Raw genomic sequence first — 20,048 nt, forward strand, 5'->3', positions numbered from 1 at the left:
TTTATGTCACTACAAGGTTCTCTTCAGGCGATTCTCCATTTGTCAGATCAAGAAGCCCAACAAGCTTCTCGGTATTTTGTTGCGCATACCTATGCCAAAAACACCCCTTTATTAGAAGTCGGCAAACAAGCCAATCACCTTTTTTTTCTCACCGATGGTTATATTCGAGCACATGCAGATTCGGATGGTAAAGAAATCACCCAATGGATTAGTTATCCGGGATATTTTATTACAGATTTAGCCTCTTGGCTTTTTCAACATCCAGCCAAATGGAATCTAACAACTTTATCTCCCGTTTCCTTGCTTTCTATTTCGAAAGCTGATTATGCCTTACTGCAACACGAAATTTCCGATTGGCACCTCAAAGAAAAGATGTTTATTGGTCATTGTTTTGATTTAATGGAAAATCGAATCTTTCAGTTCTTATCTCAAAATAGTGAAGAGCGCTATCACTCCTACTGTCAGCATTTTGAATATCTCTTCAATCACGTCCCTCATCAATACATCGCTTCCCTATTGGGAATGACACCCGAAACCCTGAGCCGATTAAGGCGCAAGAAGAGATAGGACCTTTTCTTGATTTATATCAAGAGACTTCATTTTAAAAGCCTGGATCTTTGTGTAAAAAATAATACAGATGAAACTTGTTACACAAATAGAAATTAAGGCCAGTGCCGAACGCATTTGGAATGTCTTACTTGACTTTGAGCACTATGCTACATGGAATCCTTTCATTTCGAACATTGAAGGAATAGCCAAACCTGGTCAACAGTTAAAAGTAACCATTCAAAAGATGCGCTTTTCCCCTATTGTTCAAATCTGCACCCCTTATAAAAAATTTGCTTGGTTAGGAAAACTAGGGATAAAAGGTCTTTTTGATGGGTATCATTATTTTGAAATCATCCCCCTTAGCGAAAATAAATGTCTGTTTATCCAAGGAGAAAACTTCAACGGACTATTAGTTCCCCTCTTAAAAAAGAAACTAAAGAAAGAAACCTTACCTGGTTTTATTTTGATGAATTGCTCCCTCAAAGATTTTATTGAAAAGGAGACAGTGAAATAGTGTATTGGTATACGGTTTACCACGGTTAACTGTCAACTATCCCCCTACATCCAATGTTTATTTTCGCTTTCTATGGTAAATAACCATTGATCTTTTAGGTGTTGAAGTTGCTTGTAATCGGAGGTATTAAAATGTACAATTCCACCTGCGGTATACAAGGCTAAGCTCCCTACATTGGCTGATTTTTGCCATACTAATTGGGACACTACTATTTTTTGAATTTTATGTGGTTCTAGGATGGTATGGGTAATATCCCATGCGCCCGATTTTACAAGGATAAAATTTGGCGTAATAATCAGTCGTCCGATTCTGAAATAGCGCCATATCAATAAAGTTACCACGATAAAATAAGTGGCTGCACTGGAAAATTTCCACGTATTTTCTACCGTATCGGAAATCAACAACAAGAAGAGTACAATAGGGATACACACCAAAAAGAAAAAGCGAAAACCAAAAAAACGATAGTTGTGTTTAAGTGTTATACCTTCCATTTCAAGGGGTTTATTGTAAATCATATCAAAAAACTCCTTGGTTTCTTCGTTGGAACAACCTGGGATTTCTAGTGCTGTTTTCTTGTTAAACGATTCTTTCCCAAAAACTTGATGAATTTTAAATCCAGCGATCCCCCATACTTTTTGAAAGTAATTGCGAACAATTTTCACCAGCTGCACACGTGAAGGTTTAATGATTGTACTTTTTGTTTGTAGTAATCCGTAAGATAAAAACAAGCTTTCATGCTGCACCACGACTTTGTAGTTGTAAAACTTAACAACAGTGCGGATAATATTGGCAATAAAAATAGCTGCTAAGAAAAATAACATCACAACTATTCCCACATATAACGTTACGCTTTCCTCTAAGAAATTGTCAATAGCCTCATCGTCAATTGAATCCCCAAAAAACCTAGACCCTTCGTATACCAGTGAATTTGCAAACAACAAGACAATCCCCATGGTATAGAGATAATTCGTTGTTGCTCCTACTTTCAATAGCGTTACTATGCTAATATGTCGAACGTTTTTAGGCGAATCTCCTGTGTGTTCAACTAATGGATCTATTGCTGTTTCTGTTGATTGGGCTAAATTTTCTTTATAGGTGAGTAAGGTCTGTTTTAATGCTTGGGCCACTTCGTGAGAAACCGATGTAATGGTTCCTTCTTTTGCCGCACTACCTGCCGAATCTATTTCGATCGAATAGATTCCCAACAATTTATTGATAAAAGATTGATTGATATTTACTTGCTGAATTTTAGCTAGTTTAATCGTTGTTTTAGTTTTATTTAGAATTCCCTTTTGAACGACAAAAGAGGCTGTATCCTTTTCAATATGAAAAGTAAAATTGCGGTAATTCAAATAGGCGACAACAAATACTAAAGCGAGAAAAAACACGACACTTACAGCAATCCAAATCAAAGCTGTTGCCCATTCTCCTTTGGTTACACGCAAGAGAATTAAAATTAAAAGCGGAAAAAAAGCACGGACAAATTTCTGTAATCCATAGACAAAATTAACGACTATCCCTATGGGTGCTTGCTTATTTGGAACATAGAAATTCATTCGTTTTCCGTATTAAGATTAGTTCCCTCAGCAGACACAAATTCCTCTTTTGTTGATGGCAATACTTGTTCAATGACAAAAGCCTTGATCTTGTCCGCTTCTTGTATGGGTAAACCTGGAATTTTCAAATCCCCAAAATTTCCACCTGCGGTAAAAAACTCGATTTGGCACAAACCAAAAAGACGCAATAAAAACCCTTCATAAATTTCCACATGCTGCACGCGATTGAATGGAATGGTAATTTGCTTTTGATTAATTAGACCTGTTTTATAAATAATATCGTGTTCTCGAACTACATATCCTTTTTTATTAACACCTGCCATTCTTAAAACAGCCATTGCTACAGCAAATACAATACTGATCGCTAGGACTACTTCTTTATATGCTACTAACAAGGCTTGCTCATCCTCTAGTGGTAAATAAAATCCAGTGGCACCTAAGGCAATCAATACTAAGGTTAAGATAAGTGTTGTGATCAGCATTACATTTTTGTATTTCGCATGTAAGGGTTCAAATTGTACAGCAACTGTAGTAGGCAATGCGGTATTTTTAATCTGTTGGTTCGTAAAGGTCTCCATAAGAAATAGGCAAATTAATAAAACAAATATATTCTTTTTCCGCTTGATCCTACTAACACTTGCTTAAACAAAAAAAATAGCCACCATATAAGATGATGACTATTTTTCCAAAATTGATTTATAGATATAGAATTAAAACTGTTTCGCAACGTTTAATTTGTAAGACCTCTACCTTATACTAAAGCTGTAAGGTCAAGGAATTTTGTTTTCCTTGTTTCTTCAAACCATCGGTTCGCGTATTTGTTGTTGTTTCTTTTTATACTTAACAAAATGTGTACCAAAAAAGTGAGGGGATCTAAACACTTGGATTTAATCTTTCATGCCTCTTATTTAATCTTTCACGCTTGATGTATTACATTCAGCACTTAAACCAAAAAAATGTTGTATTTATATTTGAAATATTCTATGTTTGTCCTTAGATGAAAATAAATACATTACATATCACACGACAAAAAACGTACAAAGCGCTGGCTTTATTTTGTGCAGTATGGCTTATTTTCTCTACTTGTTCGATGCAAACTAGCTTAGCTCATTTACTCCATAATGACACTGTGGCTATAGAACAGACTACAAAATCCAATAAAGCAAAAAAACAGACTACAGTAACAGAACGCAGTTGTCAGCAAAATGTTGTACAGGATGACAATACCACGCTTTTACAACAAGCAGGATGGGATCTTACGAATCCTTTTATCGCGCTTTTCGTTTCTACTTTTCTATTTTTCTTCTTTGGTTTTCGCATAACTGGTGATAGAAACCATCACCCTTTATACAAAGATACTTCCCAACTTCAGGGCAAACTGCCCCTATTTATCGAGTTTCAGAATCTTAGAATTTGATTGTTGTCGTTTGATACAGATTTGTTTAGGGTAAGCTATCAAGAGCTCTCCTATACATTAGCTGTCATTTAGCGTTAAAACAATTCAACAACCAAGAGATCTATACCTAGATCTTCTTCAATTCTATTTTTCATGAAAACGAATTTTCGTTCGGCTACTTTGTTGTGGTTAACCTGTATAGGCATGATGGTACAGGCACAAGAACGCCCGGCATTAACCTTGGGTAGCCTCTGGCAAAAAGTGGAGCATAATTATCCTGGTTTACAGGCACAAAATGCATTAGTAGCTTCCACAGCTAGCCAAAAACAAGCCGTAAAAAGTCAAGCTTTACCTCAATTAAAATTTCAAGCTCAAAATTCTTATGGAACTTTTGAGGGGAGTAATGGGGCATTTTTTCCACAACCTGGTTTTTTTAACGTCAGTGGAAACCCCAATTTACTCGAGGGAAGTGATCAAACATTTAATACATTTGGCTCGGCAGTCGTGGAATGGGAGGTTTTTGCCTTTGGAAAACAAGCCCAAGAAAACAAAGCGGCTACTGCACAATACAATCAGTCGTTAGCTCAAAAGGATATTTATGAGGTAGAGCTCAAAAAAGAATTAGCCTATCGTCATATTAAAAATTTATATGCTACTGCTAATTACGAATGGATGCGTAAAAATGCCATTCGTTTAAAAAATATTGAAGAGATCACCAGCAGTTTAGCGTTGTCAGGCTTAAAACCTGAAGCGGATAATTTACTGGCTCATGCGTCCTACTTACAGGCAGCAGGACAACAAAACTTTTGGACAGGTACCAAACAAGCCGCTCATATTTCTTTAGTGGAGCTTGTAGGTGAATCCTTAGCTCCAATTGATTCTATAGCGGTGCAACACTTTCTTACACCTGCACTTCAACACGATTCAACTCTTGAAGCAACAACTGACTCGGAGCACCCTGTTTTACAACAGTACAAACAACAAGCCTCTTATTTTGAGCACAGTAGCAAATCTATTGCTCGTGCCTCACTACCTAGCGTCAAGCTACTAGGCGGGTATGCCCTTAGAGGAACGGGTATTCAAACGGAAACCGTTTCAGATAAATGGAAGGATGGTTTTTCTAATTCTGTTGATAACTACTTAGTAGGTATTGGATTAACTTGGAATTTTTCTTCTCTTGTTACGAATCAACACAAAAAACGAGCGCTAAACAAACAAGCGGAAAGCGCAGACAAAAAGTATACGGCCTATGAACAGGCATTGCATGCTAATATTGAAGCGAGTCAAATTCAGATCCAAGAGCAAAGCCAACAGCTCACACAAAGCTATCAGGCAGTAGAACAAGCCACGCAAGCGTATACCATGTACATGGCGCGCTATAAAAGCGGTTTAATTACCTTGACAGAATTGCTGCAGATTCAACAACTGCTAGAACAAGCGGAAAAAACACATATTGAAGCAACGCAACACTATTGGTTACAACTTGTTACGGCAGCAACACTAACAGCTAATTTCGACTTTTTATTTACTAACTTATAATATAGACTCCTTATGAATCTTATCAGATTTGCCTTAAGAAGACCTATAGTCATTCTTATTATTGTAGTGGCTTTAGGATTCTTATCGATTAATTCTATTAAGAAAATCAATGTCGATATCTTCCCCGAAATAGAACTTCCATCCATCTATATTGCCATGCCGTATGGAGGGCTTTCACCTGCGTATATGGACGGTTTTATGGCGAATGAATTTCAAAAAGTATTACTCTTTGTTGGAGGGGTACAAAACATTGATTTTAAAAGTGTTCAAGGTTTGACCTTGATGAAGCTTTCTTTTTATCCAGGAACGGATATGGCACAAGCGGCTGGAGAAGTTTCAACCCAAGTATCCCGAGCGATGGGGTTCTTACCTCCTGGGGCCGTACCGCCAATGGTAGTTCGCTTTGATGGTAGTTCTCTCCCCGTGGGGCAACTAGTCTTTGAAAGCCCGCAGCGTTCTATTACAGAATTACAAACCATGGTTCAAACTCGAATTAGACCGATGTTTGTTGAAATCCCTGGGGTAACAGCTCCAGCTCCCTTTGGTGGAAACGTGCGTTCAATTATTGTCAATATTGATCCACACGCCATGCAAGCCAATGGATTAAGTCCAGAAGAAATTACGTTGGCGATTACTAAAAATAGCCATCCTTCTCCTGCTGGAAATTTGCGCATTGGCGATCAAAACTTCATGGCTCCAATCAATTCAATTGCCACGAATCCTGAGGTTTTCCTTCAGACTCCAATACGCACAACAGCAGATCGAACTATTTATGTCAAAGATGTTGCCCAAGTGATTGATGCCGCGGATCAAACCACAGGATATGCTCTAATCAATGGTACGCGTTCTGTTTATTTGCCTATTATCAAAAAAGCAGATGCTTCTACCATCGATGTCGTAAAAAATCTAAAAGCTTCTTTGCCGATGTTGGAAAATACACTTCCTGAAGATGTTTCCATTCGCTATGAGTTTGACCAATCCAAATACATTGAGCGCTCCTTGACGAATTTGATTCACGAAGGAATTTTAGGTGCTTTATTTACAGGATTAATGATTTTCTTATTCTTAGGGGATACCCGTGGAGCCATTATTGTAATCTTGACCATACCTGTAGCCATCTTATCCGCTGTTGCTGCCTTATACTTTATGGGCCAGACCATCAACATCATGACATTAAGTGGGCTAGCGCTTTCCATAGGAATTCTCGTCGATGAAGCCACGGTGACCATTGAAAATATTCACCAGCATTTTGAGATGGGAAAATCCAAAGCTAAGGCTATTTTAGATGCTTTATTGGAGATTTCCATTCCCAAATTACTCATTTTACTTTGTATTCTCGCGGTATTAACTCCTGCGTTTATTATGACAGGGATTCCTCGAGATATGTTTATGCCCCTATCGTTAGCGGTTGCCTTTGCTATGATCTTTTCGTTCTTGGCTTCACAAACCTTTGTTCCCATTTTAGCCAACTGGTTAATGAAGAACAAACACCTGAAGATTTACGACAAGAAAACCAAAAGACAACGCAAATTCTTTGAGCGATTCCGTTTGCGTTATTCCCAAGTTATCCGTGTTTGGCACAAAAGATCAGCGGTCCTCTTTGTTGGTTATGTAGTAGTTGCAGTTGGGTGTATTGCCTTTTTATTGCAATTTATAGGAACAGATATTATGCCTACTTCAAACAGTGGTGATTTCCAAATTCGAATTGAAGCACCTCAAGGCAGTCGAATTGAAAAAACAGAAGAAATTGTAAAAGATATCATTAGCGATATTGCGGCTGTACTCCCAGAAAACGGGATTTCCATTACCTCTTCTTTTGTGGGCATGCACCCTTCAGGAACGCCGATTAACCCTATTTTCTTATTTACCAATGCTTCACACGAAGCTGTGTTACAAGTAGCTATTGACCAACAAGTATACACGGGATCTATTGCGGAATTAAAAGAGCAAATCAGAGCCAAGGTCAGCGAAAACAGACCCGATGTTTTGATCAACTTTGAACCGATGGAATTGGTTGAAAAAATCATGGGTCAAGGTGCTATGACGCCTATTGAGGTTAAAGTAGGTGCTAGACAGATCAAAATGGCTGAAAATCACGCCAAAAAAATCGAACAAGAATTAAAGGAAATTCCTTATTTGCGCGATATTCGAATTGCAGAACCACTGGATTATCCCACCTTGCAAATTGAGGTGAACCGAGATTTGTTAGGCCAATTTGGTCTAACCATGAGCGATGTTACCCGAAGCTTAGCAACGGCAACCTCATCCTCGCGTTATACCGATAAAAACTTATGGGTAGATCCCAATTCAGGTTTAGTCTTCCAAGTACAAGTTCAAATTCCAGAAGGTACTATTGACAACGTAGAAAAACTAAAAGCTATTCCATTAAAAAAAGGTAGTTTACGTCCCATACTAGAAGATGTGGCTACCGTAAATATGGTCAATGAAGCGGCTCAAGTGAATCGAAAAGGACCTAATCGCTATGTGACGGTTATTGCCAATATTCATGATAAAGATTTAGGGACAGCATCCAAAGCAGTGAAAAAGGCCATAGCCAATGTAGGAGAACCTCCTCGTGGAACGATTGTATGGACGGAGGGAACCTTAAACCTCTTGGATGAAACACTAGGTAATTTATTAATTGGTTTAGGTGTTGCGGTTATTACGATCTATTTAATGTTATCCGCTTATTACCAGTCCTTCCGCCTTCCTTTAGTTATTTTATCTGTATTGCCCGCAGTAATTGCAGGTAGTTTAATTCTCTTATCCCTCAGTGGAAGTACATTGAATTTACAATCTTATATGGGAATTATTATGTCCATTGGTGTTTCCGTATCCAATGCTGTCTTATTGATCAATCAGGCCGAATACTACCGCAAGGACATGCGATTGCGCACAGTAAATGCCGCTCGTTTGGCTGCATCTTCTCGATTGCGTCCAGTATTGATGACAGCAGCAGCGATGGTTGCGGGAATGTTACCCATGTCATTAGGTTTAGGAGATGGCGGAGAACAAGTAGCTCCCTTAGGGCAAGCTGTTATTGGTGGTTTAATCGCCTCCACAGTAACCATTCTACTTCTACTTCCTCATTTCTTTACCTCAACAATGAACAAAGCAACAGTAGTAGATCCATCCTTAGATCCCGATGATCCAAAAAGTAAATTTCACTCACTTGAAACCCCTTAATTTTGATTTTTAATAGCTCAATTATGAAACGATATTTCATTTTATCTAGTGTTGTATTGGGAAGTGCTGTTTTAACAATAGCTTGTAAAGACCATACACCAGTAGAAACAACAGAAACAAAACCCAAAACGACACTTGACTTGCGTACCTCTCCGATACGCGAATTAAATCCTTCGTATTCCATCACCGTACCTGGAGAAATAAAACCATATGAACAAGTGGCTTTACACGCCAAGGTTAGTGGTTTTATCAAACAGCTGTATGTAGATCGAGGAGATTATGTCAAAAAAGGACAATTATTAGCGCTTTTAGAAGCACCTGAGATGAATCAACGAGCCTTATCCGACCGTTCGATTCAGGACAAAGCCCATAGTGATTACCTCTTAGCTAAACAAGTGTACGATCGATTGGTTGAGGCTTCCAAAACAACAGGTGCAGTGGCTCAAGTAGAATTGGATCGTGCACAGAGTTCGATGAACAGTGCAAAATCGGCTTTTGAATCCGCGAAAGCTAGCACAGCACAGTCCAATCAATTACAAGATTATCTGCGCATTGTTGCTCCTTTTGATGGGATTATCACTCAGCGAAACTTATCTACAGGCTCACTGGTAGGGAATACATCCAACCAGCCCATTTTTGAACTGGCACAGCATGACAAACTACGCCTCACCTTGTCAATTCCTGAAAAACACGCAGGAGCTATTCCAGAATCGGCCATCGCTACCTTTGCCATTAGTTCATTTCCTGGAGAAATTTTTACTGCAAAACTGTCGCGATCTTCTGGCGTGCTAAACCCACAAGATCGATCTCTTACTTTAGAATTTGATCTAGACAACAAAGAGCGCAAGTTACAAGGAGGAGATTACGCTCAGGTCAAAGTGGAGTTGCAACGCAAACAACCAACACTTTGGGTAGCGACAAAAAGCATCCTCAATACACAATCTGGTAATTTTGTCATCACTAAGAAAACAGGAGATGAATTAGCGAGAATCCCCGTTGAATTGGGGGTGCAAATGGATACAATTACAGAGGTTTTCGGCGCATTACACGCTTCCGATCTCGTGATTGATAAACCTTCAGAAGATATGAAAAACGCAAAAAAATAATTTTACACATGCAACTACTACAAAAAATCAAACAATCCATCTGGGGCATTGCCTTGGCAATTACGCTAGGGTTAGGAAGCTCCTCTCAGGCTTTGGCTCAGCAAAACCCTACGCCAAAAGTCAACACAACTACAACTGATGCTATTTTTATCGATGCTACTGGAAAAAAAGTATCCTTGAGTTCATTACAAGGCAAAGTCGTATTTGTCAATTTCTGGGCTACCTGGTGTCCTCCTTGCATCAAGGAGATGCCGTCTATTGAAACCTTAAAAAATAAAATGAAAGGAAAAGATGTAGTCTTTCTTTTAGTCGATGTAGATGGAAACTACGAAAAAGCGAAAGCTTTTATGGAGAAACGAAAATTAGACCTCCCTATTTACATTCCAGCTACATCGGTCTCTAGTACCTATCTAGGTTCTTCTATCCCAACGACGATTATCTTTGATAAGAAAGGCAATATGATTCAGCGTATTGTCGGGGGAGTTGACTTTGCCTCAGAAGAGGTAGAGCAATTCATGGAACAAGTTTTAAAACTGTAAATTCATTGTTTTCAAATAGTTATATTTGGGGCTCACTGCTTGTCAGTGGGCCTTTTTTTATAGCATAAAAAAAGTTTTTATCCCTTCTACTAAAAACACTTCTAACATTAATTACTTACTTCCATTGAATTAACAATAATAAAAACATCTCTTAACTAAAAACAAAAGAATAAAGAAGCAGTTATAACTTAATTTGTTGAAAAACAAATAATTCTCATTTTTTACCTCTAAATATTAAGTTTAAGTTAATTTTTTGTTTATTTTAGCAAATACCAAACAACAACAAAAACGATTCATTATGACGATTCTATATTTATTTCCTATTCTACTCGGTAGTATAGGTTTCATAAATCTTCTGTTTCATTATAAACAAGTGCATCTTGTGGGGTATAGAAGTCACAATGCTATTAAAGATGATAAACATTGGCGCGTAGCGCAAAGAACAAGTAGTTCTTCTTTAATTGCTGCAAGTGCATTCTTACTTTGTTTGAATTTTACGCTAACGCAATTTGAATACGCCTTACCAACACAACAAGCGATCATGATTACCGCTAATATTTTTTGTGTTTTGTATACTATTATCCATACAGAAACTGTATTGGAAAAATTAGATCAGAAAATCAACCAAAACTATATTCAAAAATAATTTCAATTATTATTATTTCTTCCTCTTTCTTGTGCTAACGATTACAACAGCCAGAAAAACATTTACTTTGCTTTAAATCACTACTACTACATTAGTCAAGAAAGAGGTTTTTTATAAATAATATTATTTTACTTACGTTAAAAAAGGTGTGGACTTACAGGTAGTTCACACCTTTTTTATTGTTGACTGTTAACAGCACTAGGCTGTTAACCATAAAAAAACTTCACTTTTTTAAAATAATTTTCACTTTAAACTAAATTTTATTAAATTAGCCTTTAATAAAATTAAACAATTTGAAAACAAAACACAAATTACCTACTCATTGTCCGAGTTGTAATAATAAATTACACGTTACGCAATTAGCTTGTGAAAGTTGTGAAACAACCGTAGGCGGGCAATTTAATCTTCCTCTACTCTCTCAATTAACTCAAGAGGAGCAAGACTTTATTTTGCAGTTTTTTCTTTACAGTGGTAGTTTGAAACAAATGGCACAACAAATGAACATCAGCTATCCAACAGTGCGAAATAAATTAGACGATATGATTGAGCATATTAAAAAACTACAAGATCAATAAACTAACTACTAACCAACACAACGACCAACTTTATGAAAACCGCAATTACAAAACCTTTTGAAACCCTTCAAGAAACCAAACTCTTGTTGATTGGGACCCTTTTTTTACTTGCTGGATCCTTTTTTGCTTTTTTGACGAATACGCGATTCGATGGCGTTTTAGATATGCATCTTACCTCTCAAATAAAATGGCATCAACCGCTATTAGACAATATAGTAAATATACTTTGCTTAACTGTTACCCTGTTTTTACTCTCGCGTTTTTTACCAACCAAAGCTCGTTTTATTGATATTCTCAATGTAGCACTCATTTGTAGAATCCCTTTTTATTTTTCACTGTTTGTTAATATTGGAGGAATCCAACTCGAGACCACTGATTTCTTACTAGCCAATTTGCATAACCCCATGGCGATCAAAGACCTCCCTGTTATCAACCTCTTGATCTTTGGACTAGGTGCTTTAATAACTCTTACAGCCATTGTTCTTATGGGGTTCTTGCTCTATAGAGGATACCGAAATGCGACGAATTCCAAACAGGCCTCTCACCATGTATTACTTATTGTAGCCGTATTAATAGCTGAAACAATAAGCAAATTTCTGGTTTATTTATACTAACGCAAACATGAAAAGAGTACTACTACAACCTTTCACCTATGGACAAGAAAATAGGCTCTTACTTGTAGGTCTTAGCCTAGCTTTAGTCGGTTGCTTCGTACAATTAAGCACATCAATTCGCTTTTTCTCTACCTTCCAAATCGAAAATGTATCGAGTCAACCTACTTTTTCTCAAATACTAGGTGATTTTGGAATTGCAACCCTACTGTTGACTTTAGCCCTTTTTGCGTTAGGTTACTTCATTAATTCTAAAACCCGATGGATCGATATATTCAACACCGTACTTGTAGCAAAGGTATTGCTATCTCCTTTACTCCTAATTCCCTTGGGATATTTACTAAAAAAAAGCGATGAACTCAATGAGATATACAGCATACAAAAACAAACCATTGGTGTTGCCCTAACGATCTTTCTGTGTCTAGCGCTCTTTTCAATTTTTGTTATCCTATTTATATGCTTTGGTCGATACCTCTATCAAGGATTCAAAACAGCAACGCATCTAAAAAAGAAGGTACACCTCATTTTATTTGTCCTACTTGTTATTTGTGTTGAACTGTGTACCCCAATCTTAACAACCTTATATTAATTATGAAAGCATTACTTTATTTTTTCATTTTTTTATTCAGTGCGATGCTAGGCTTTGCACAGACACCTACGGTCAAAGAAATTGCGATTGATCCGCAGTTACTAGGTGATCTATATACTACAACGACCCACAACGAAAATCTCGTTATTATTGTACCTGGATCGGGACCAACCAATCGCAATGGCAATAACTATATGGGAATAAAAGGCAATTCTTATAAAATGCTAGCGACAGCACTAACTGCTCACCAACTGGATGTTTTTACCTACGATAAACGCCTTATTGCGCAAATGAAAGCCAATCAAATCAAAGAAGAAGATGGACGCTTCGAAGATGGCGTAGCTGACTTAGCTTTGATTGTTGATTATTTTGCTTCTCAGTATTCCCGTATCACCTTAGTGGGGCATAGCGAGGGTGCTTTACTAGCTAATCTACTAGCAAACAAGTCTGCCAAAGTCACAAAATTCGTCTCCTTACAAGGACCAGGGACAACTGCTGATCAAATCATTTATGATCAAATCACGCAACAATTCCCCGCTTTAGGGACCAAAATAATTGAAATCAATGCGGCCTTAAAAAAAGGGCAAACGGTAGAAAATATTCCTCCTATGCTTCAGGCTTTATATCGTCCTAGTGTACAACCTTATCTAATTTCATGGATACAATATGACCCTAGTGTCGAAATAGCGAAAATAAAACAACCCGTCCTGATTATTGATGGAGATAAAGATCTACAAGTTCCTGTCAAACAAGGAGACTTATTGAGCCAAGCGAATCCCAAGGCTAAACGCGCTACTTTAAAAAATATGAATCACGTCTTAAAACAAATAGAGAAAGACGAAGATAATATGAAAAGCTATGGAGATCCTTCTTTTCCACTACATCCCGAACTTGTTTCAACCCTTGTTTCTTTTATTCTAACGCCTTAATATAAGCTTATGTCAGACAGTCTCTTTCCTTACTTTTTTTACCTGTTATCTACATTTTTGTTGGATTACTTACGCCAAAATGTAAACATATTGGTCCAGTGGGGTATCGCACACCGCGCAGCATGAAAAATCAAAAAAATTGGGATTTTGCTCAAAAATTAAGTGGTAAATATATGCTGATCTTGGGCAGTGTTATACTCCTTGTCAATGTACTATTTTACTTTGCTATTTTTCCTCTGGCTCATTTTCAACTATGGAATATGATTGCTATTACTGGAGGTACACTGCTCGTAATTGCCTATACTGAACTGCGCTTATATCAATTCGAAAAAAACAAGTCGCACTAAACGACAAGGAGTGCCATTTCGCGTAACTGTTGTACGGGCTTGGAATACCAAAAGGGTTCAAAATCCGTAGAACAAGTAGTTTCAAAACTATTTTTCATCTCTTGGTAGGTCTTGGTTTGCGTGGTACTTCCCTTTAATTCTTCGATAAAAGCGGCAAACCAGTCTCCTTCTTCTCGATTCAGACTAACCGTAAGCGTATCATTCTTAGTGTAAAAGATGAGGTTGACCATCTCAAAAACATTTCCTTTTTTCTTTTTCTCGAAATACTCTTTATATGGATACGTCCCCAACCAAATAATTTTTTGATTTCCTCTGTACGTAGGCAAAAGCTCACTTTCCAAGCAAGTCGCAATATAATCAGGTGGAATGGATGTACGGGGTACTTTGAAGTCAAACCATTCATTCAGCGGCCAATCCAAACACATGCCATGCATATAGTTAAACAAGGATTTCTTTAAGCCAAAGGAAAACTTATCGTGAATGGCTCCATTCATTTCTACGTGGGGCACATCATTATTGGCAAAAGCACTGTCTTCTGTTTTTTGTGCAATGACTTTATATTCTTCTGGATTCATTCCTACGGGAGAATGGGCTGTCATCGCAAATTGATGCCAAAAGCCCGATTGCATAATCCCAGCTTCAAACAACTGACGAACCATTTCCAAACTGTCGATGGTTTCTTGTGCTGTTTGTGTTGGAAATCCATACATCAAATAGGCGTGTACGAGAATACCAGCTTCGGTAAAATTTCGATTCACCCGTGCCACTTGTTCAACGGTTACTCCTTTTTCAATGAGTTTCAACAAGCGATCAGACGCCACCTCCAGTCCACCCGAGACCGCAATACAGCCCGAAGCCTTTAACAAAAAACACAAATCACGCGTAAAGCTCTTCTCAAAGCGGATATTGGTCCACCAGGATACCGTAATTTTTCTTCGGATAATTTCCAACGCCACTTCACGCATCAAAGCAGGTGGTGCTGCTTCATCAACAAAGTGGAATCCCGTTTCGCCTGTTTGTTCAATTAACGTCTCCATGCGATCGACAATTAACTTGGCCGCAACAGGTTCGTATATTTTAATATAATCTAAACTGATATCACAAAACGTACATTTTCCCCAATAGCATCCATGTGCCATGGTTAACTTATTCCAACGCCCATCGCTCCACATGCGATGCATCGGATTGACAACCTCAATGACAGAAATATAATCATTGAGTTTGAGATCGGAATAATCAGGTGTTCCCACTTCCGCTTGTTTATAATCGCGTTTTAATGGGTTATTGATGTAGAGCACCTCATTATCTTGACAGATAAATGTGCGTTTCAATTCCGCTTGATCGATTTTTCCCTCTACGTGTAGGATTAAGTTTTCTAATGGAGCTTCACCATCATCCAACGTAATAAAATCAAAAAATTCAAATACACGTGCGTCAGATAACGAACGGAGTTCGGTATTGGGGTATCCCCCTCCCATGGTAATTTTTATTTCGGGATGGTTTTGCTTGATCCATTGGGCGCAACGAAAGGCGCTATAGAGATTCCCTGGAAAAGGAACTGAAAACCCTACAATTTTTGGGTTAGATTCCTGCACTAAAGGGGCTAAAAGCTCTAACGTTAATTCATCAATAAACGTTAAGGGTTGCTGTAGGGAGTGATATAGTTCGTCAAATGTATGCGCTGATCTTCCCAATCGCTCTGCATAACGACTAAAACCAAAATGTGGATCAATTGTATCGACAATAAGATCGGCGATATCTTCTAAATACAAAGTAGCCAAATGCTTGGCTTGATCCTGAATCCCCATGGATCCAAATGCCCATTCCAATTCTTCTAACTGATCGAATCGGGAAGCACGGGGTAAAAAATCTTCTTTTATAATCGTATGTGCAAATGTGGGATTTTTCCCCTGTAAAAATTTAATTACCGCCTCAATTGTAGCAATATACTCCGATTCCAAAGCCAACATGCGATGCGTATTTCCATTAACCTCTTCCACAACGGAGTGAATATGATCAAACAAGCGTGTCATGCCCTTTTTGCTAAAAAGCTTCAAAATCACTTCTATTCCCAAATCACTATGGTGACTAGAAATGTTTAGTGTATTCAAGAATCCCTTGATATACGCTGTCGCCGGATACGGTGTATTCAGTTGTGTAAAAGGTGGTGTAATTAAAGTAATGGTTGTTTGCACAGTACAAAATTTGAAGAACAAAATTACCTACAATTTTTCACACTAGATAATATTTTATTTTTTTCTATTCTCACTCATTATTTTAAGTTAAATTTAACTTATATTTACAATTCAATAACTTAAAAAAAATAGTCTTATGAAGAATTTTTATCTATTAGTACTATTAATATTTTCAAATTTAATATATTCTCAAAGAATAAATCCAGAGGATGTTATCCTAATTTGTTCAAATCAAGAAATCGTAGGAGAAACACCTCAAAACACGATTTACAACGACTTATTAACGGGTTGTAGCGGTCCATTCTCTCCTTTGACGAGTTCACTTGCTTTGTTTTTTGTCGAAATAGAATCTGGGAGTACCTTTACTTTCACCATCAGTCCACAAGGTCCTATTGATTACGATTTTGCTTCTTGGCAAAATCCCGATTTTACGAATTTAGGTTTATCTGACCGAGGATCTCAAAATGATGGAGTAAACACTCGTTTATACGATATTGGGCTATCGCTAACCGAAACCATGACATGCGAAGCACCAGGTGTACAGCCAGGAACTGGCGCAGCCACTGTACCTGGTTTTGTACGTTATTACGATGTGCAGCCGGGAGATGGAATTTTAATTGCTATCAACCGCTGGTCACCAGAAGATGCAGGTTTTACTCTTTCATTTGGAGGAGATGCTGTATTAAACTGTGATATCTTAGGGAAAACGTATGAAAAATGTGATTTGGATCACGACAAAAAAGAAGCTTTTGATTTACAACTCATTAGAGATGAAATCAATAATATCAACAATACCTTTATCATTGATTTTTTTGAGTCTATTACCGATGCAAGAGATATCAATGCTACAAATAGTTTACCTTCTCCTTATGTTGTAAGTGTAGAGGATCACACAAAGAAAATTTACGCCCGATTTAAAAGAAGCAATGGGCTCTATGTAAAAACAATAGAAATTACCCTAATTGCCAACGAACAACCTAAAGTACCGGAAGAAGCGTTAAAAGATGCGTTGTGTTATCAAGAAATTAAAGAGGGTAAAAAAGTAGCTACTTTCGATTTAACGAAGTTTGAGGAGCAACTATCAGAAGGACATATCAATCCCATTACATTTACCTATTTAGAACCCGTGGGTGATGCAATGCGACCAATAACCAATCCTACGGCCTTTATAACTAGTGGGCAAAAAATCGTTATTCACATGGATATCAATGACAAATGTTCTGCTGAAACAACACTAACCTTAACAGTCAATGATTTGGGAATCGAACCGATTTCGCTTACTTATTCTGAGCTTTGTGGAATCGAAACCGCAACGGGAATTCAATACAATCTGAATCAAACCATTCCTTTTTTATTGCAAAATAAAGATAAAGAAAAATTTAATTTACAGTTTTTCACCAGTCGTCAAGAGGCAGAAAACGAGAGCAATGAAATTGAAGATCCAACAAAACACCTGGTTCCTTATGATCAAGTGCAAACCATTACGGTGAAGATCAGCGACGATAACACCTGTTTTACTTTTTCCGAGATTACCTTAAACGCTATGCCGAGATTTAGAATAGAAAATCAAATAAGCACTACGTGTACTCCTTATCCATTGCCTAATTTGCCAGAGGGGTATTCCTACTATTTAAAAGCAAATGCAGAAGGAGAAACATTGGAAGGTAATAATCCAGACCATATATACTATGGACCAAAAACAATATACATTCACGCCAAAAAAGAATATGATTTACCGGCATTAAACGATTGTACATTTGAAGACAGCTTTACCATTACAACAGAAGGTTGTATCATTCCCAAGGGAATTTCACCTAATGGCGATGGGAAAAATGATTTCTGGGATTTAACACCTTATGGCGTACTCAACTTGAAGATTTTCAATCGCTACGGAGTTGAAGTATACACAAAAAAAGGAGGATACAAAAACGAATGGTATGGACAATCCAATGGCAATAGCAAATTACCAAGCGGTACCTACTGGTATTACTTCGAAGGACTTACTGGCGTTTATACCGGATGGATTGAATTAATCTATTAATATTTGAAATAAAACCGTATTTTTACTATACTTAAAAAGTTTTACTATGCTTTAGTAAAACTTTTTTTTTAAAACAAACTTTCTAATTGACCTTGTGTCTTATGCATATACCTACTATTACATTTCAAAATTCGGGTTACTTTTCCAAGTTGATGGTAGACTACCTCAACCAAGAAGAACACATCAAACCTTTATATCAACATTTTCCAACGTTGGAGAATTTTAAACTTCAACTCCAAGCCAAGCAAAACCATTTTTCTAAAGAAAAGCGCCTTGTGCTACACGATGCGTTACTAGAACAATATAAAACGTTTTCCCCTTCTGCTGCAACACTACAAAACATAGCACTTTTACAAGAGGAAAATACATTTACTATTACAACAGGACACCAACTAAACTTGTTCACAGGTCCGTTGTATTTCTTGTATAAAATTGTTTCGACTATTAACTTAACCGTTCAATTAAAACAACAATATCCTGACTATAACTTTGTTCCTGTGTATTGGATGGCCACAGAAGACCACGATTTTGAAGAAATTAATCACTTTTATTTCCAAGATAAAAAAATCTGTTGGGATCAAGAAAGCAAAGGTCCTGTAGGCCGATTGAGTACCGCTACTTTAGACAAGGTCTTTGACGTATTTAAAGGACAATTAAACGCGGGAACGAATGCTAAGAAGTTAAAAGAACTATTCGAATCCAGCTATTTACAACACGACAACCTAGCTGATGCTACTCGTTATTTAGCTAATACGTTATTTGAAACCCATGGATTGGTTATCGTAGATGGAGATCACTGTCAATTAAAAAAAGTATTTGCCCCTGCTGTACAACAAGAGTTACTACAGCAAAGCGCCATACGAGAAGTAGAAAAAACCTATGGTATTCTACAAGATTACTTTATACAAGTAACACCGCGTGATATCAATTTATTTTATATTCAAGATGGCCTTCGCGAGCGAATTATCTGGGAAGACAATCAGTATAGGATCAATAATACCAAACTTTCGTTCACCAAAGAAGAAATTCTCTTGGAACTGGAAAATCACCCGGAGCGATTCAGTCCCAATGTTATTTTACGTCCTCTTTATCAAGAGACCATCTTGCCTAATTTATGTTATATTGGTGGTGGCGGTGAATTAGCGTATTGGTTGCAATTAAAACCAGTTTTTGATTTGCATCAGGTCGATTTTCCTATGCTGTTATTACGAAATTCTGTTTTACTTGTCACTGAAAAACAAGTAAAAAAAATGGAAAAATTACAGCTCTCATGGGCTGATATGTTCACCTCTGCTGAAACCTTGCTCAACATCAAGTCAGCGGCCTTATCTGATGTTACTTTTGACTTTGAAAATCAACGCCAACGCTTACAGCAACAATTTGATGCATTGAGAATACTTGCTAAAAAAACCGATGCTTCTTTTATTGGTGCCGTAAATGCTCAAGAGAAAAAACAGCTCAAAGGACTGGATCACTTAGAAAAGCGCTTGCAAAAAGCAGAAAAGAGAAAAAATAAGGAAACCCTCGATCGAATCCTATCGATTCAACTGGAATTGTTTCCTAAGCATAGCCTACAAGAACGCTATTACAACTTCGCTCAATTCTATCAAGAGACAGGCGACACCTTATTGCAAAAGCTATTTGATCAATTAAAACCTTTATCACACGATTTCGATATCATCGAACTATAAAAAAACGCAAAGCTTAAAGCTTTGCGTTTTTTGTTGGTA

18 protein-coding genes are annotated in these 20,048 nt (G+C 37.4%); 15 read left to right on the top strand and 3 right to left on the bottom strand.

The window, feature by feature from the left end; genetic code table 11:
- The first annotated feature begins 3 nt into the window (after positions 1-3).
- Both ACPDHL_RS06825 and ACPDHL_RS06830 read left to right on the top strand, forming a co-directional pair.
- Positions 4-567 carry a Crp/Fnr family transcriptional regulator gene (locus tag ACPDHL_RS06825; protein ID WP_430532037.1) on the top strand — a complete coding sequence of 188 codons (564 nt, stop codon included), beginning with the start codon at positions 4-6 and terminating at the stop codon, positions 565-567.
- A 70-nt stretch (positions 568-637) separates the two neighbouring features.
- Entirely contained in the window at positions 638-1,063 is a 426-nt protein-coding gene (locus ACPDHL_RS06830; RefSeq protein WP_430532038.1) for an SRPBCC family protein, read from the top strand.
- A gap of 44 nt (positions 1,064-1,107) precedes the next feature.
- On the opposite strand, the gene ACPDHL_RS06835 is transcribed toward ACPDHL_RS06830, so the two are convergent.
- Positions 1,108-2,619: a PH domain-containing protein gene (locus ACPDHL_RS06835; protein WP_430532039.1), complete on the bottom strand. Its 1,512-nt coding sequence runs from the start codon at positions 2,617-2,619 to the stop codon at positions 1,108-1,110.
- Positions 2,616-3,197 (bottom strand): PH domain-containing protein, encoded by a 582-nt coding sequence (locus ACPDHL_RS06840; RefSeq protein WP_430532040.1) that lies wholly within the window; start codon positions 3,195-3,197, stop codon positions 2,616-2,618. Before ACPDHL_RS06840 ends, ACPDHL_RS06835 begins: the two co-directional genes overlap by 4 nt.
- A 419-nt stretch (positions 3,198-3,616) precedes the next feature.
- Here ACPDHL_RS06840 and ACPDHL_RS06845 point away from each other — a divergent pair, with 419 nt between their 5' ends.
- The 11 genes from ACPDHL_RS06845 to ACPDHL_RS06895 all read left to right on the top strand — a co-directional run bounded on the left by ACPDHL_RS06845 (position 3,617) and on the right by ACPDHL_RS06895 (position 14,082).
- Positions 3,617-4,036 carry a hypothetical protein gene (locus ACPDHL_RS06845; protein ID WP_430532041.1) on the top strand — a complete coding sequence of 140 codons (420 nt, stop codon included), beginning with the start codon at positions 3,617-3,619 and terminating at the stop codon, positions 4,034-4,036.
- Between the two features lie 132 nt (positions 4,037-4,168).
- A complete protein-coding gene (locus ACPDHL_RS06850; RefSeq protein WP_430532042.1) occupies positions 4,169-5,554 on the top strand; it encodes a TolC family protein in 1,386 nt (461 codons plus the stop codon).
- A gap of 12 nt (positions 5,555-5,566) precedes the next feature.
- Positions 5,567-8,740: an efflux RND transporter permease subunit gene (locus ACPDHL_RS06855; RefSeq protein ID WP_430532043.1), complete on the top strand. Its 3,174-nt coding sequence runs from the start codon at positions 5,567-5,569 to the stop codon at positions 8,738-8,740.
- 23 nt (positions 8,741-8,763) lie between these two features.
- On the top strand, positions 8,764-9,846 hold the full coding sequence (locus ACPDHL_RS06860) for an efflux RND transporter periplasmic adaptor subunit (RefSeq protein ID WP_430532044.1): 1,083 nt from the start codon (positions 8,764-8,766) through the stop codon (positions 9,844-9,846).
- Positions 9,847-9,854: 8 nt separating this feature from the next.
- Positions 9,855-10,385 carry a TlpA family protein disulfide reductase gene (locus ACPDHL_RS06865; protein WP_430532045.1) on the top strand — a complete coding sequence of 177 codons (531 nt, stop codon included), beginning with the start codon at positions 9,855-9,857 and terminating at the stop codon, positions 10,383-10,385.
- A gap of 298 nt (positions 10,386-10,683) precedes the next feature.
- The gene (locus ACPDHL_RS06870) at positions 10,684-11,031 is read left to right on the top strand and encodes an SdpI family protein (protein WP_430532046.1); all 348 of its coding nucleotides are present in this window, start codon (positions 10,684-10,686) and stop codon (positions 11,029-11,031) included.
- Positions 11,032-11,324: 293 nt separating this feature from the next.
- Complete coding sequence (locus ACPDHL_RS06875) at positions 11,325-11,606, top strand: DUF2089 domain-containing protein (protein ID WP_430532047.1); 282 nt, start codon at positions 11,325-11,327, stop codon at positions 11,604-11,606.
- 32 nt (positions 11,607-11,638) lie between these two features.
- Positions 11,639-12,220 (top strand): hypothetical protein, encoded by a 582-nt coding sequence (locus ACPDHL_RS06880; protein ID WP_430532048.1) that lies wholly within the window; start codon positions 11,639-11,641, stop codon positions 12,218-12,220.
- Between the two features lie 7 nt (positions 12,221-12,227).
- The gene (locus ACPDHL_RS06885) at positions 12,228-12,806 is read left to right on the top strand and encodes a hypothetical protein (RefSeq protein WP_430532049.1); all 579 of its coding nucleotides are present in this window, start codon (positions 12,228-12,230) and stop codon (positions 12,804-12,806) included.
- A gap of 2 nt (positions 12,807-12,808) precedes the next feature.
- Positions 12,809-13,735: an alpha/beta hydrolase gene (locus tag ACPDHL_RS06890; RefSeq protein ID WP_430532050.1), complete on the top strand. Its 927-nt coding sequence runs from the start codon at positions 12,809-12,811 to the stop codon at positions 13,733-13,735.
- A gap of 122 nt (positions 13,736-13,857) precedes the next feature.
- Positions 13,858-14,082 carry an SdpI family protein gene (locus ACPDHL_RS06895; protein ID WP_430532051.1) on the top strand — a complete coding sequence of 75 codons (225 nt, stop codon included), beginning with the start codon at positions 13,858-13,860 and terminating at the stop codon, positions 14,080-14,082.
- Here the strand turns inward: ACPDHL_RS06895 and ACPDHL_RS06900 are convergent.
- A complete protein-coding gene (locus ACPDHL_RS06900) occupies positions 14,079-16,277 on the bottom strand; it encodes a B12-binding domain-containing radical SAM protein (protein ID WP_430532052.1) in 2,199 nt (732 codons plus the stop codon). The two genes, ACPDHL_RS06895 and ACPDHL_RS06900, sit on opposite strands and share 4 nt — an antisense overlap.
- Before the next feature lie 136 nt (positions 16,278-16,413).
- On the opposite strand from ACPDHL_RS06900, the gene ACPDHL_RS06905 reads away from it, so the two are divergent.
- Entirely contained in the window at positions 16,414-18,318 is a 1,905-nt protein-coding gene (locus ACPDHL_RS06905; RefSeq protein ID WP_430532053.1) for a gliding motility-associated C-terminal domain-containing protein, read from the top strand.
- 101 nt (positions 18,319-18,419) lie between these two features.
- Positions 18,420-20,009: a bacillithiol biosynthesis cysteine-adding enzyme BshC gene (gene bshC, locus ACPDHL_RS06910; protein ID WP_430532054.1), complete on the top strand. Its 1,590-nt coding sequence runs from the start codon at positions 18,420-18,422 to the stop codon at positions 20,007-20,009.
- Positions 20,010-20,048: the final 39 nt, after the last annotated feature.

It is taken from the genome of Myroides sp. C15-4, assembly GCF_050522745.1.
GTDB lineage: Bacteria > Bacteroidota > Bacteroidia > Flavobacteriales > Flavobacteriaceae > Flavobacterium.